13 protein-coding genes are annotated in these 13,386 nt (G+C 76.0%); 6 read left to right on the top strand and 7 right to left on the bottom strand.

Going from position 1 to position 13,386, the window contains the following annotated elements; genetic code table 11:
* Together JKP75_RS08470 and JKP75_RS08465 are read right to left on the bottom strand one after the other, a co-directional pair.
* The gene (locus JKP75_RS08470; RefSeq protein ID WP_309229658.1) at nt 1-681 is read right to left on the bottom strand and encodes a class I SAM-dependent methyltransferase; all 681 of its coding nucleotides are present in this window, start codon (nt 679-681) and stop codon (nt 1-3) included.
* Complete coding sequence (locus JKP75_RS08465; protein WP_200491803.1) at nt 678-1,622, bottom strand: NAD(P)/FAD-dependent oxidoreductase; 945 nt, start codon at nt 1,620-1,622, stop codon at nt 678-680. Before JKP75_RS08465 ends, JKP75_RS08470 begins: the two co-directional genes overlap by 4 nt.
* Nucleotides 1,623-1,689: 67 nt before the next feature.
* Here JKP75_RS08465 and JKP75_RS08460 point away from each other — a divergent pair, with 67 nt between their 5' ends.
* Nucleotides 1,690-2,235 (top strand): helix-turn-helix domain-containing protein, encoded by a 546-nt coding sequence (locus JKP75_RS08460; RefSeq protein WP_309229657.1) that lies wholly within the window; start codon nt 1,690-1,692, stop codon nt 2,233-2,235.
* 65 nt (nt 2,236-2,300) lie between these two features.
* On the opposite strand, the gene JKP75_RS08455 is transcribed toward JKP75_RS08460, so the two are convergent.
* From JKP75_RS08455 to JKP75_RS23775, 3 genes are read right to left on the bottom strand one after another with little or no spacing between them, the layout of a single operon-like run.
* Complete coding sequence (locus tag JKP75_RS08455; protein ID WP_255523305.1) at nt 2,301-2,630, bottom strand: Rieske (2Fe-2S) protein; 330 nt, start codon at nt 2,628-2,630, stop codon at nt 2,301-2,303.
* Nucleotides 2,631-2,645: 15 nt separating this feature from the next.
* Nucleotides 2,646-5,135, bottom strand: coding sequence for a nitrite reductase large subunit NirB (gene nirB, locus JKP75_RS08450; protein ID WP_309229656.1), 2,490 nt, complete (start codon nt 5,133-5,135; stop codon nt 2,646-2,648).
* A gap of 53 nt (nt 5,136-5,188) precedes the next feature.
* Nucleotides 5,189-7,789, bottom strand: a complete 2,601-nt coding sequence (locus JKP75_RS23775; protein ID WP_309229655.1) for a molybdopterin oxidoreductase family protein — start codon at nt 7,787-7,789, stop codon at nt 5,189-5,191.
* 119 nt (nt 7,790-7,908) lie between these two features.
* Between JKP75_RS23775 and JKP75_RS08440 the strand changes: the two genes are divergently transcribed.
* Nucleotides 7,909-8,562 carry a GNAT family N-acetyltransferase gene (locus tag JKP75_RS08440; RefSeq protein WP_309229654.1) on the top strand — a complete coding sequence of 218 codons (654 nt, stop codon included), beginning with the start codon at nt 7,909-7,911 and terminating at the stop codon, nt 8,560-8,562.
* Nucleotides 8,563-8,569: 7 nt separating this feature from the next.
* Here JKP75_RS08440 and JKP75_RS08435 read toward each other — a convergent pair whose 3' ends face one another.
* Nucleotides 8,570-9,502 (bottom strand): DMT family transporter, encoded by a 933-nt coding sequence (locus JKP75_RS08435; RefSeq protein WP_200491807.1) that lies wholly within the window; start codon nt 9,500-9,502, stop codon nt 8,570-8,572.
* On the opposite strand from JKP75_RS08435, the gene JKP75_RS08430 reads away from it, so the two are divergent.
* The 4 genes from JKP75_RS08430 to JKP75_RS08415 all read left to right on the top strand — a co-directional run bounded on the left by JKP75_RS08430 (nt 9,501) and on the right by JKP75_RS08415 (nt 12,873).
* Complete coding sequence (locus JKP75_RS08430; protein ID WP_200492928.1) at nt 9,501-10,907, top strand: PLP-dependent aminotransferase family protein; 1,407 nt, start codon at nt 9,501-9,503, stop codon at nt 10,905-10,907. The two genes, JKP75_RS08435 and JKP75_RS08430, sit on opposite strands and share 2 nt — an antisense overlap.
* A 93-nt stretch (nt 10,908-11,000) precedes the next feature.
* The gene (locus tag JKP75_RS08425) at nt 11,001-11,348 is read left to right on the top strand and encodes a YciI family protein (RefSeq protein ID WP_200491808.1); all 348 of its coding nucleotides are present in this window, start codon (nt 11,001-11,003) and stop codon (nt 11,346-11,348) included.
* 4 nt (nt 11,349-11,352) lie between these two features.
* Nucleotides 11,353-12,594 carry an RNA polymerase sigma factor gene (locus JKP75_RS08420; RefSeq protein WP_200491809.1) on the top strand — a complete coding sequence of 414 codons (1,242 nt, stop codon included), beginning with the start codon at nt 11,353-11,355 and terminating at the stop codon, nt 12,592-12,594.
* 72 nt (nt 12,595-12,666) lie between these two features.
* Complete coding sequence (locus tag JKP75_RS08415; protein WP_200492927.1) at nt 12,667-12,873, top strand: DUF1905 domain-containing protein; 207 nt, start codon at nt 12,667-12,669, stop codon at nt 12,871-12,873.
* Here the strand turns inward: JKP75_RS08415 and arfB are convergent.
* A complete protein-coding gene (gene arfB / locus JKP75_RS08410; RefSeq protein ID WP_200491811.1) occupies nt 12,870-13,310 on the bottom strand; it encodes an alternative ribosome rescue aminoacyl-tRNA hydrolase ArfB in 441 nt (146 codons plus the stop codon). The genes JKP75_RS08415 and arfB overlap by 4 nt on opposite strands.
* Between the last annotated feature and the right edge of the window lie 76 nt (nt 13,311-13,386).

The following is a 13,386-nucleotide window of genomic DNA, read 5'->3' as shown; positions in this document are numbered from 1 at the left end:
CTACCGGCGCCGGGCGACCAGCACGGTGTCGGGCACCGGGTTGCCGGTGCGGTGCGCGGCGCCCGGGTCGCGGTCGCGCGTCTCGGTGCTGACGTCGACCCAGTCCGCCGGGTCGAGCACCGCCGCGACGTCCTCGGCGGTGTAGAGCGCGCCGGCCTCGTGCGCGTGGCCGTGGCCCCAGGCCTCGCCGTGCTGGTGGCCCACCACGAGCAGCGTGCCGCCGGGTGCGACAGCGGCGGCCAGCCGGTGGAACATCGCCTCGCGGTCGGTCCAGGTGGCGTGCAGGTAGTGCGCGGTCACCAGGTCGAAGGCGCGTTCCGGGGGCCTCCAGGTGTCGAGGTCCTCGTGCCGCCACTCGACCCGGTCGGCCAGCCCCAGCTCGGCCGCCTGTGCCGCGCCCCGCTTCAGGGCCACCTCGGAGTAGTCGACGGCGGTGACCCGCCACCCCCGGGCGGCGAGCCAGAGAGCATCGCCGCCCTCGCCGGCACCGGCGTCCAGGGCGGTGCCCGGCGCCAGGTCGGTCGCCTCGGCGACCAACCGGCCGTTCGGCCGGCCGGTCCACACCGGCGCGGACCGGTACAGCTCGTCGTAGCCGGCGCGGGTGATCGCGGGCTCGCGCTGCGCGCCGTGCCGGTGCTGCGCGTCGTGCTGGTGCTGCGCGTCGTGCTGGTGCCCGCTCACGCCGCGCTCCGCCGCGCCGCCACCGCGCGTGCGGTGTCCTCCTCGATCAGGTCGGCGTTGATCATCGCCCCGGCCCGGAGCCCCTGCGCCGCCGCCACGACCACCTGCGCGCTCAGGTCACCGGCGTTGCCGGCCACCCAGACCCCGGGGACGTCGGTGCGCCCGGTCGGGTCGGCGGGCAGGTAGCTGCCCACGACCGCGCCGTTCACCTCCATCGGCGCCGGCGTCGCGCCCAGGCCCGTGACCAGCTCGGCGGTGCCGACCATCCGGGTGGTGACGACGACGGCGTCCCGCGCGACCAGCTCGCCGTCGGCCAGCCGGACGTCGGCGCCGCCCTCCAGGCCCTGGACCCGAGCCCGCACGACGCGGACGCCGCGGGCGGCCAGCCGCTGGAGCTCGGCGGCGGTCGGCTCCGCGCCGGTGTGCACGAAGAGGACGACGTCGTCGGTCCACTGCCGCCACAGGGTCGCGGCGTGCACGCCCATCGAGCCGGTGCTGACGATGCCCACCGCCCGGTCGCGCACCTCCCAGCCGTGGCAGTAGGGGCAGTGCACCACCGTGCTCCCCCACCGCTCGGCCACCCCGGGGAGGTCGGGCAGCTCGTCGACCAGGCCGGTCGCGAGCAGCAGGCGGCGCGCCCGCACCGGGCCGCCGTCCGCCAGGTCGACGCGGAACCCGTCGTCCTCCCGGCCCAGTCCGGTGACCCGGCCGGGCCGCACGGTGCCGCCGTACCCCGTGACCTCGTCCCGGCCGGTCGCGAGGAGCTCGGCCGGCGGGGTGCCCTCCCGGCCGAGGTAGCCGTGCACGTGCCCGGCCGGGGCGTTGCGGGGCTCGCCCGCGTCGACCACCAGCACGCTGCGCCGGGCGCGGGCAAGGGTGAGCGCTCCGCTCAACCCCGCCGCTCCGCCGCCGATGACCACCACGTCGTATCGCTCGTCCATGGCCACCACTGTCGACCGCGCCGCACGACTTCGGCAACCATCGTTGCTGTTGTGGCAAACTCTTCCCGTGACCGACGACGACGTCCTGCAGACCGTGGGCCCCCGGCTGCGGGCGCTGCGCACCGAGCACGGCTCGACCCTCGGCGAGATCGCCACCGCCACCGGCATCTCCGTGAGCACGCTGTCCCGGCTCGAGGCCGGTGGCCGTCGTCCCACCCTGGAGCTGCTGCTCCCGCTGGCCCGGGTGTACGGCGTGGCGCTGGACGACCTGGTCGACTCGCCGGCGCCGGCCGACCCCCGCGTGCACGGCCGGCCGATCGAGCGGGAGGACGGCATGACGATGGTGCCGCTCACCCGCCAGGCCGGCGGGTTGCAGGCGCACAAGATGCTGCTGCCGGCGCGCTGGCGGGTGGGCGAGACCGACCAGAAGACGCACGAGGGCTACGAGTGGCTCTACGTGCTCTCCGGCCGGATCCGGCTACTGCTCGGGCCGCGGGACTTCGTGCTCACCGGCCGGGGAGGTGGTCGAGTTCGACACCCGGGTGCCGCACACCTTCTCCAACCCGTTCCCCGAGCCCGCCGAGGGGCTGGTGCTGTTCGGCCCGCAGGGTGAGCGGATGCACGTCCGCGCCCGCCCCGCCTGACGGCACTTCCGGTACCGGAAGTCCCGCGCCAGGGTCAGGCGGTGACGAGGAGGTCGCCGTCGACGGCTCGGACCGGGTAGAGCCGCAGCGGACCGGCGGGGCCGGACGAGCCGCCGTCGGACCACCGGTAGGCGTACAGGTGCAGCGGGCAGACCAGCACGTCGACGTCGGTCTGCCCGTCGGCCAGCGGCCCGCCGGCGTGCGGGCAGGCCGCCTGGGTGGCGTGCAGCGAGCCGTCGCGCAGCCGGAACACCGCCACCTGCACCCCGGCGACGACGAAGGCCCGCCCCTCCCCCATGGGGATGTCGTCCAGCCGGCCGACGACGTGCTCGGTGGGCGTGCGCTCCGCGGCGGCGGTGGTCAGCTCGTGCGGTGAGGCTCATCGGACCGGCACCTGCGGCAGCGCGACCAGCGGCAGGGCCGGCCGGAACTGGCCCGGCGTCGCGGGTTCGGCGGCGTCCTGGCCCCACGGGTCGGTGTAGGCGTCGATCGAGCGCTGGATGCCGGCGTCGAGCTCGGCGCACGCCGCCTCGTCGTCCAGCACCTCGCGGATCGCCTCCAGCCCGACCCTGGGCACGAAGTCGTAGGTGCGCTCGAGCCAGTTGGCGTTCTCCCGGTAGTACTGCAGGAACCGGCCGGTCAGCGTCATGACCTCCTGCCCGGAGGAGACGGTGGCCAGCAGGTCGCCCTTGCGCACGGTCGCGCCCGCGGCGCCCCCGACGTAGATCTCCCAGCGCCCGGCGCCGACGGCGACGACCCCGACGTCCTTCACGTAGGCCTCCGCGCAGTTCCGCGGGCACCCGACGACGGCCATCTTGATCTTGGCCGGTGATTCGATGCCCTGGAAGCGGGTCTCCAGGTCGATGCCGAGCTGGGTGGAGTCGTCCAGGCCGAACCGGCAGAAGTCCGAGCCGACGCAGGTCTTCACCGTGCGCATGCTCTTGCCGTAGGCGTAGCCGCTGGGCATGCCGAGGTCGGACCACATCGCCGGCAGGTCCTCCTTGCGGACGCCGAGCAGGTCGATCCGCTGGCCACCGGTCACCTTCACCATCGGCACCTCGTACTTCTCGGCGACGTCGGCGATGCGGCGCAGCTGGGCCGGCGTGGTCACCCCGCCCTTCATCTGCGGGACGACGGAGAACGTGCCGTCACGCTGGATGTTGGCGTGCACGCGGTCGTTGATGAACTCGCCGTCCTTCTGCGGCACGAAGTCCGCACCCCAGATCAGCTTGAGCAGCGAGGTGAGGCCCATCTTGGAGCGGGCGTCCTCCGTGCCGCCGGGCGCCAGCGCGGCGAAGACGGCGGAGACGCTGCGCAGGTCCTGCTCGCGGATCGCCGCCATCAGAGCGGGCTTGGCCAGCGGGATGCCCGGCACGTACCAGGAGGCGGCGGGGTCCTCGGCGACGTCGCCGTCGGCGGCCCACTCGACGATCTGCTTCACCAGGGACTTGCAGGACCCACAGCCCTTCCCCGCACGGGTGCGGTCCATGACCGCACCGACGCTGCCGCAGCCGTCGGCGACCGCCCCGCAGATGTCGCCCTTGGAGACGCCGTTGCAGTTGCAGACCTGCGACCCGGCCGGCATCTCCGCGACGCCGACCTCCTCCGCGCCGTCGGAGAGGTCGACGAGCAGCCGGATCCGCTCCTCGGGCAGCGGGGCGCCGCGGTCGAAGGCCTGGGTCAGGAAGGCGACCTTGCGGGTGTCGCCGAGCAGCGTCGCCCCGACCAGCTTGTCGTCGCGGATGACCACCGACAGGTGCACGCCGCGCTTCGGCTCGGAGATCACCAGGAACTCGTCGTCGTCCCGCTCGGGGGTGCTCACCCCCATGACGGCGACGTCGACGCCGGCCACCTTCAGCTTCGTCGCGGTGCGGCTGCCGTGGTACTCGGCGTCCGGGTCGGTGCCGGTGAGGACGTCGGCGAGCACCTTCGCGTGCTCCCAGGCCGGCGCGACCAGGCCGTAGACCGAGCCGCGGTGCTGCGCGCACTCGCCGATGGCGTACACGTCGGGGTCGTCGGTGCGCAGCTGGTCGTCCACGACGATCGCCCGCTCCACCTCCAGCCCCGACCGGACGGCGACGTCGGTGTGCGGGCGCACGCCGGCGGCGACGACGAGCAGGTCGCAGTCCAGCCGCCGGCCGTCCTTGAGGACGACGCCCTCCACGTGCTCGTCGCCGAGCACCTCGGTCGCGAGGACGTCGAGGTGCACCGTGATGCCGAGCTGCTCGACGCTCTTCTCCAGGATGGCCCCCGCCTCGCGGGAGAGCTGCGCGTTCATCAGCCACGGCATCGCGTGCACCAGCTCCACCTGGAGCCCGTGCCCCTGCAGGGCGCGGGCCGCCTCCAGCCCGAGCAGCCCGCCGCCCATGACCACCGCGCGCCGGCACCGGCCGGTGGCCTCGAGCATCGCGCGGGTCTCGTCGATGGTGCGGAAGCCGTGCACGCCGGGCAGCAGCGAGCCGTCGTCCCGGCGCACCCCGGCCATCGGCGGGACCCACGAGTAGCTGCCGGTGGCCAGCACCAGGTGGTCGTAGGGGGTGACCGAGCCGTCGTCGGCGTGCACCTGCTTCGCCGCGGTGTCGATCCGCTCGACCCGGACGCCGGCCCGCAGGATGACCCCGTTGTCGGCGTACCAGTCGTGGCTGTTGAGGACGATCTCGTCCTCATCGGACTCCCCCGCCAGCACCGGGCTGAGCATGATCCGGTTGTAGTTGCCGTGCGGCTCGTCGCCGAACACGGTGAGGCAGAACTGCTCGTCCCCGCCGCGGTCGAGCACCTCCTCGACGAACCGCGCACCGGCCATGCCGTTGCCGACGACGACGATCCGGCTGCGCGTGTCGAGCTCGTCGTCCACGTGCAGCGAGGTCACGCCCTCCGGGCGCCCACCGAGCACACGCTGGTCTCCCCCACCCATCCCGGCCACTAGACCTCCACCAGCCCGAGGTCGAGCACGAGCTCACCGGTGACGCCCTCGGGCGCCGCGGCGTGCAGCTCGACGACCGAGCCGCCGGGCAGGTCCTCGACCACCCGCAGCGGCACGTGCGTGTCGCCGCGCGCCCCGATCGGGAACCAGCGCACCGGCTCGCCGTCGCGCAGCAGCAGCACGTAGACCAGCTCGCCGGTGGAGTTGCCCCCGCGGAAGTACAGCGCCTGCGCCGAGCACCCGGACGGCACGGTGTAGCGCAGGGCGGCGTCCACCGGGCCGGGCTTGGTCAGCCCCTCCCCGGTGATCGGGTAGACGCCTTGCAGGAAGCGGGGCGTGCTCTTCATGGACGGGCTCCTTCTGCTCCTGGCCGGAGGCCGGGGTCGGGCGGGCACGGCGGGTGCGGCGGCGCGGGGCTGCGGCTGGGTCGCGGGGGCGGGCGGGGCGATCCGCTCCTCCGGCCCGCCGACGCGGGTGACGGCGACGGCGCAGACCTTGAAGGCTGGCATCCGCGACGTCGGGTCGAGCGCCGGGTCGGTGAGCGCGTTCGCGCTGGAGCCGCCGCCCCAGTGGAAGGGCGCGAAGACGACGTCGGGACGGATCGCGTCGGTGACCGCGGCGTGGAAGCGCGCCCGGCCGCGGCGGGTGGCCAGCTCGACGACGTCGTCCTGCGCGATGCCGAGCCGCCGGGCCAGGTCGGGGTGCAGCTCGGCGCGCGGTGTGGGGGCGATCAGCTGGAGGCTGCGGGTCCGGCGGGTCTGCGTGCCCGACTGGTACTGCGCGAGCACCCGGCCGGTGGTGAGCACGTAGGGGTACTCGGCGTCGGTCGGCTCGTGGGCGTCGACGTGCTCGACCCGCAGGAACCGGGCGCGGCCGTCGGGGGTGGCGAACCGCTCGGTGAACAGCCGCGGGGTGCCCGGGTGGTCCGGCGCGCCGTCCTCGGCAGCGGGGCACGGCCAGAAGACGCCGTCCTCCGCGTCGATCCGGGCGTAGCTGATGCCGGCGTAGTCGGCCGCGCCGCCGGCGCTGGCGCGGCGGAGCTCCTCGAACACCGTCCGCGGGTCGCCGCTGAAGCCGCCGACGCCGAGCCGCTCGGCGAGGGTGGCCAGGAGCTGCAGGTCGTCGGGGACACCGGCCGGCGGGTCGAGCGCGCGGCGACGGCGGATGACCCGGCCCTCGAGGTTGGTCATCGTGCCCTCCTCCTCCGCCCACATGGCGCTGGGGAGGACGACGTCGGCGAGCTCGGCGGTCTCGGAGAGGAAGAAGTCGCTGACGGCGAGGAAGTCCAGGTCGCGCAGCCGGCTCATCACCCGGCGCGCGTCCGGCGCGCTCACCGCGACGTTGGACGCGAGCACCAGCAGGGTGCGCACTCCGCCGTCGGTGCCGAGCGCGTCGAGCAGCTCGAAGGCGCTGCGCCCGGGCTGCGGCAGGTCGTCCGGGTCGACGCCCCAGACGGCGGCGACGTGCGCGCGGGCGGCGGGGTCCGCCAGCGAGCGGTAGCCGGGCAGCTGGTCGGCCTTCTGCCCGTGCTCGCGACCGCCCTGGCCGTTGCCCTGGCCGGTGATCGTGCCCCAGCCGCTGCCCGGCCGGCCCGGCAGCCCGAGGGCGAGCGCCAGGTTGATCCACGCCTGCGCGGTGTCGGTGCCGCTGCGGTGCTGCTCGGCCCCGCGGGCGGTCAGCACGATCGCCTTCTCCGCCCGGGCGAGGGCGTGCACGGTGCGGCGCTGCTGCTCGACGGGCACGCCGGTGATCCGCTCGACGCGGTCGGGCCAGTACGCCGCGACCCCGGCGCGCACGTCGTCGAAGCCGGTGGTCCGCCCGGCGACGTACGCCTCGTCGACCAGCCCCTCGGCGATCGCGATGTTCAGAAGCCCGTTGGCCAGGGCGAGGTCGGTGCCCGGCAGCGGCTGCAGGTGCAGGGCGGCGTGCCGCGCGGTCGCGGTGCGCCGGGGGTCGACGACGACGTGCTGCGCGCCGCGCTCCCGTCCGGCGTCGAACCACTGCATCGCCGGCGGCATGGTGTCGGCGGGGTTGGCGCCGACCAGGACGACGACGTCGGCCTCGGCGACGTCGGACAGCGGGAACGGCATGCCGCGGTCGAGGCCGAACGCCCGGTTGGCCGCGCCCGCGGCGGAGCTCATGCAGAAGCGGCCGTTGTAGTCGATGGCGCTGGTCCGCAGCGCGACCCGGGCGAACTTGCCGAACTGGTAGGCCTGCTCGTTGGTCAGCGAGCCGCCGCCGAAGCAGCCCACTGCGTCGCGGCCGTGCGTGCGCTGGGTGCGGTGGATGGCGTCGACCAGCCGGCCCAGGGCGTCGTCCCAGGTGCTCTCGACCAGCGGGCTGGTCCGGTCGCCGGGCACCGCGCGGACCAGCGGCCGGAGCAGCCGCTCGGGGTGGTCGAGCAGCTCGGCCGACGACCAGCCCTTCGAGCACAGCCCGCCGCGGTTGGTGGGGAAGTCCAGCGGCACGAGGGTGGCCGGGCGGTCCCCGGCCGTGACCGCCATGCCGCACTGCAGCGAGCAGTAGGGGCAGTGCGTGTCCGTCGTCCGGACGCCGCCGGCACTCCGGGCGGCGGACTCGGGGGCGACGGCTGCGGGCACGGGAGGAGCCTGCGACCCGGTCGTTTCGAGGCGGGACCGCCGGCGTCAAGGTCGCGTTCCGGCTTTCTCACACCCGCCGCCGGGGCGTTGTGCGGTGCCCGGGTGGTCGAATGGGAGGCGTGACCGGACGCCGCCCCACCATCCAGCGGATCGACGACCCGGAGGAGGAAGGCCCCGACGTCCGGCCGGCCGAGAACCGCGACGTCCCCCGGATCGCCGCCACGCTGACCGTGGCCCTGGCCGACTCGCGCTGGACCCGCTGGGCGCTGCCCGACGACGGCCGCATGCAGCGGCTCACCCGCCTGCACGAGCTGGACGCCGGGCACCGCGGGGTGGCCACCGGCAGCACCTGGGTCACCGACGACGTGGACGCCGTCGCCGCCTGGCAGCCGCCGGCGGGCACCGCGCCGCTGCCGGCCGACGTCGCCGCCGCGCTGCGCTCCGAGCTGCCGCACATCCGCGGCGCTCGCGCCCGGATCGTGGCCGAGACCGACGCGCTGGTCGACGCCGCCCGGCCCTCGGTGCCGCACTGGTGGCTGGCGCACCTCGGGGTGCGACCCTCGGCCCGCCGCCAGGGGCTCGCGGCGGCCGTCCTCGCGCCGGTGGTCGTGCGCTGCGACGCCGAGCAGACGACGGCGGCCGCCGCGGTGTTCTCCTGGGCCAACGTGCGCTTCCTGCGCGGGTTCGGCTTCGAGCAGGTGGCCGAGCTGCGCACCGCGGACGACGAGCTGCCCGTGTGGGTGCTGGAGCGCCGCCCGCTGCCCCCGGCCTGACCCGCGCTCACCCCGGGGCGGACCGCACCCGGACGGCGAGCCCCGCGCACGCGACGACGGCGAGCCCGCCCAGCAACGTGCCCGCGGTGAGCCGCTCTCCCAGCAGCAGCCCGGCCCAGACGAGCGTCAGCACCGGCTGGACCAGCTGCATCTGGCTGACCCGTGCCATGGGGCCGATCGCCAGCCCGCGGTACCAGGCGAAGAAGCCCAGGAACATGCTGATGCAGGCGAGGTAAGCGAACGCCGCCCACTGGACCGGGGTGCCGTCCGGGGGGCGCTGCGCCACCGACACCAGGGTCAGCGCGCCGGTGAGCGGAGCGCCGAGCACCAGCGCCCACGAGATGGTCTGCCAGGCGCCGAGCTCGCGGGCCAGCAGGCCGCCCTCGGCGTACCCGGCGGCCGCGGCGAGGACGGCGCCGAACAGCAGCAGGTCGGCCCAGTGCAGCGAGCCGAGGCTGCCCGAGGAGGCCGACGCGAACCCGACGGCGACCAGCGCGCCCGCGGCGGTCGCCGTCCAGAACGCGGTCGGCGGCCGCTCGCCGGTGCGCAGCACGGCGACGACGGCGGTGGCGGCGGGCAGCAGCGCGATGACGACGGCGCCGTGCCCGGCGGGCGTGGTCTGCAGCGCGAACGAGGTGAGCAGCGGAAAGCCGGTGACGACGCCCCCGGCGACGACGGCGAGCCGCCACCACTGGCTGCCGCGGGGCCTCCGCTGGCGGGTGACCGCGAGCGCGGTCGCGGCCAGCGCGGCGGCGACGACCGCCCGCCCGGCACCGATGAACAGCGGGGAGAGCCCGTCGACGGCGACGCGGGTGAAGGGCACCGTGAAGGAGAAGGCCAGCACGCCCAGCAGCCCCCAGGCGAGGCCGACGTTCGCCGCCCGCGCGGGCGCCGATAGCGGTCGGTTGATCTGGGCGGTAGCGCTATCGTGTGCCGTCATGGCTGACGATAGCGGAGCGCGGATCATCGGCGCGCTCCGGGCGTGGATCGCCGGCGCGCCGCCGGGCGCGCAGCTGCCGCCCACCCGGGAGCTGGCCGCCCGGCACGGGGCCGGCCCGGTCACCGTGCAGAAGGCGCTGCGCGCCCTGGCCGGCCAGGGCCTCATCGAGACCCGGCCCGGCGTCGGCACCTTCGTGCGCGCCGTCCGCGCGGCCCGGCCCGCCGACTACGGCTGGCAGACCGCGGCGCTGCGCTCCCCCGCGGCACCGGCGCCCGGCATGCCGGCCGCGCTGCGCAGCACGCCGAACGACGTCATCGCCTTCCACTCCGGCTTCCCGGACCACGAGCTGCTGCCCGAGCGGCTGGTGCGGTCGGCGCTGGTCCGCGCGGCCCGCAGCGAGGCCGCGCTCTCCCGCCCGCCGGCCGCGGGCCTCCCCGAGCTGCAGTCGTGGTTCGCCGGCGAGCTGCGCGCGGTCACCCCGGCCGACGTGCCCCCGCCCACGCCGCGGGACGTGATCGTGCTGCCGGGCAGCCAGAGCGGGCTGAGCGCGGCGTTCCGGGCACTGGCCGGCGCCGGGCAGCCCGTGCTGCTGGAGTCGCCCACCTACTGGGGCGCGATCCAGGCCGCCACCCGCGCCGGCGTCCGGATCGTGCCGGTGCCCAGCGGCGGCGAGGGGCCCGATCCGGAGGAGGTCGACCGCGCCTTCGCCGAGTCCGGCGCCCGGCTGTTCTACGCCCAGCCCAGCTACGCCAACCCCACCGGCGCGCAGTGGTCGCCGGAGCGCGCGCGGCGGGTGCTCGACATCGTCCGCGCGCACGGCGCCTTCCTGCTCGAGGACGACTGGGCGCACGACTTCGGCATCACCACCGCGCCCGCTCCGCTGGCCGCCGCCGACGGGTCGGGGCACGTCGTCTACCTGCGGTCGCTCACCAAGAGCGTCTCCCCCGCCCTCCGGGTGGCCGCCGTCGTCGCCCGCGGCGCGGCCCGCGACCGGCTGCTCGCCGACCGGGCGGCGGAGTCGATGTACGTGAGCGGGCTGCTCCAGGCCGCCGTCCTCGACGTCGTCACCCAGCCCGGCTGGGAGCGGCACCTGCGCGGCCTGCGCACCCAGCTGCGGGCGCGCCGCGACCTGCTGCTGAGCAGCCTGGCCGAGCACGCGCCGCAGGTCGTCGTCGAGCAGGTCCCCGCCGGTGGGCTGCACCTGTGGGGGCGGCTGCCCGACGGCACGGACCTGCCCCGGGTGCTGGCCGAGTGCGAGGCCGCCGGCGTCGTCCTCGCGCCGGGCTCCGAGTGGTTCCCGGCCGAGCCGACCGCCCCGTTCGTCCGGCTCAGCTTCGCCGGGCCCCAGCCGGACCGCTTCCCCGAGGGCGCGCGGGTGCTCGGCGAGGTCCTCGCCCGCGGCTGAGAACGCCCCCGCGCGGTGTCGATCCGGGCAGGATCGGTTCGTACAGGAGGTGAGCAGCCGGCACCGGGCCGGCGCTCCTCCGAGGAGGCAGAGATGCCGCAGTACCTGCTCAACATCATCCAGCCCGTCGGCGTCGTCCCGCCGCCGGAGGACCTCGAGCCCGTCATGCGCGACCTCGACGCGCTCAACGAGGAGATGCGGACCGCCGGGGTCTGGGTGTTCGCCGCCGCCCTGCACCAGCCGGAGGCCACGACCGTCGTCCGCGCCGACGGGGACGGTGTCCTGATCACCGACGGGCCCTACGCAGAGGGCGCCGAGTTCGTCGGCGGCTTCACGATGATCTCCGCCGCCGACCTCGACGAGGCGCTCGCCTGGGCCGGGAAGCTGGCCGGCGTGCTCGGCCTGCCGGTGGAGGTCCGGCCGGTGTCGCAGGCTTTCTGACGGGATGGACGACGAGGCCACCGCCCGCGTCGAGCAGGTCTTCCGCGAGAGCTACGGCCGCGCCGTCGCCGTCCTCGTCCGCCTCCTCGGCGACATCGACGCCGCCGAGGAGGCGGTCCAGGACGCGTTCCTGACCGCCCTCTCCCGCTGGCCGGCCGACGGGATCCCGCCGAGCCCGCCGGGCTGGATCGTCACCACCGCCCGCAACCGGGCCATCGACCGGGTGCGCCGCGAGTCGCTGCGCCCCGGGAAGCACGTGCAGGCAGAGCTGCTGCGCGCGGAACCCGACCCGGTCGAGGAGGACGCCGTGCCCGACGACCGGCTGCGGCTGCTGTTCACCTGCTGCCACCCCGCGCTGGCCCGGCCGGCGCAGGTGGCGCTGACCCTGCGGCTGCTCGGCGGCCTGACCACCGCCGAGGTCGCGGCGGCCTTCCTCGTGCCCGAGCCGACGATGGCGCAGCGGCTGGTCCGGGCCAAGGCCAAGATCCGCGCCGCGCGCATCCCCTACCGGGTGCCGACCGAGGCCGAGCTGCCCGACCGGCTCCCCGCGGTGCTCGCCGTCGTCTACCTGGTCTTCACCGAGGGGTACGCGGCGACGTCGGGTCCGCAGCTGGTGCGTGGCGACCTGTGCGCCGAGGCGGTCCGGCTGGGCCGGGTGCTCGCCGAGCTGATGCCCGACGAACCGGAGGTGCTGGGCCTGCTGGCGCTGATGCTGCTCACCGAGGCCCGCCGCCCCGCCCGGACGTCGGCCGACGGCGAGCTGGTGCTGCTCGCCGACCAGGACCGGTCGCGGTGGGACCGCGCGCAGGTCGCCGAGGGGCAGGACCTGGTGCGCGCGTGCCTGCGCCGCGGCCGGCCCGGGCCCTACCAGCTCCAGGCGGCCATCGCCGCCGTCCACGCGGATGCCCGCACGGCGGCGGCCACCGACTGGCGGCAGGTGCTCGCGCTGTACGACCACCTGCTCGCGCTGGCACCGAGCCCGGTGGTCGCGCTGAACCGGGCGGTCGCCGTCGCCGAGGTCGACGGGCCGGCCGCCGGGCTGGCGCAGCTCGACGGGCTGGACCTGCCCCGCTCCCACCTGCTGCCCGCCGTGCGGGCCGACCTGCTGCGCCGGCTGGGCCGCACCTCCGAGGCGCTGGAGCAGTACCGGGCGGCGCTGGAGCTGGCGGGCAACGAGCGTGAACGCGCCTTCCTGCGGCGCCGGAGCGATGAGTTGTCGGCGCACGCGCGGTCGGACCGGGCATGACGTCCGCGCAGCACCTCGATCACACGTTCACCTCCCCGATCCCAGAAGGACGGCGCCTTCGCCACCTACCTCGTGGTCCCCGGTTCCGCCGAGCTCCTGGGCACCCGCCGCGCGGTGAAGGTGACCGGGACCGCCGACGGGCACGCCTTCGCCGCCACCCTCATGCCCTCGGGCACCGGCCCGCACTGGCTGCCGCTGCGCGCGGCGATCTGCACCGCGATCGGCAAGAGCCGCGCGGGCGAGGAGGTGACGGTGCACCTGCAGCAGCGGTTGAGCTAGTCCCAGCCGCCGCGCTGCTTCTTCAGCCGGCCGCGCTGCTTCTTCGCCTCGATCCGGCGCTCCTGCGAGCCGCGGGTGGGCTTGGTCCGGCGCCGGGACGGTGGCGGTGGGGCCAGGGCGGCGCGCAGCACCGCGGCCAGCCGCTCGCGGGCGGCCTGCCGGTTGCGCAGCTGCTGGCGGTGCTCGCTGGCCGCGACGGTCAGGACGCCGTCGACCAGCCGGCCGCCCAGCCGCTGCGCCAGCCGGGCGCGCTGCGGATCGGTGAGGCCGGGCAGCTCGAGCGGTGCGACGGAGAGCTCGACGCGGGAGTCCGCCGTGTTGACGCCCTGCCCGCCGGGCCCCGACGAGCGGGAGAACCGCCACGCCAGCGCGCCCGCGGGCACGACGAGGGACGCGGTGACCGGCAGGTCACCGGCGGCGTCGTCGACGGCGGGCATGGCCGACAGTCTGGCCGAGGGGCGCCCGGCACGGACCGGGACCGGTCAGGCGGGCACCGGGTCGGCGCCGCGGGAC

It is taken from the genome of Blastococcus sp. TML/M2B, from assembly GCF_016612865.1.
Classification (GTDB): domain Bacteria; phylum Actinomycetota; class Actinomycetes; order Mycobacteriales; family Geodermatophilaceae; genus Blastococcus.
The sequence above is the reverse complement of the archived record's forward strand: the minus strand, read 5'-3'. Positions and strand labels throughout refer to the sequence as shown.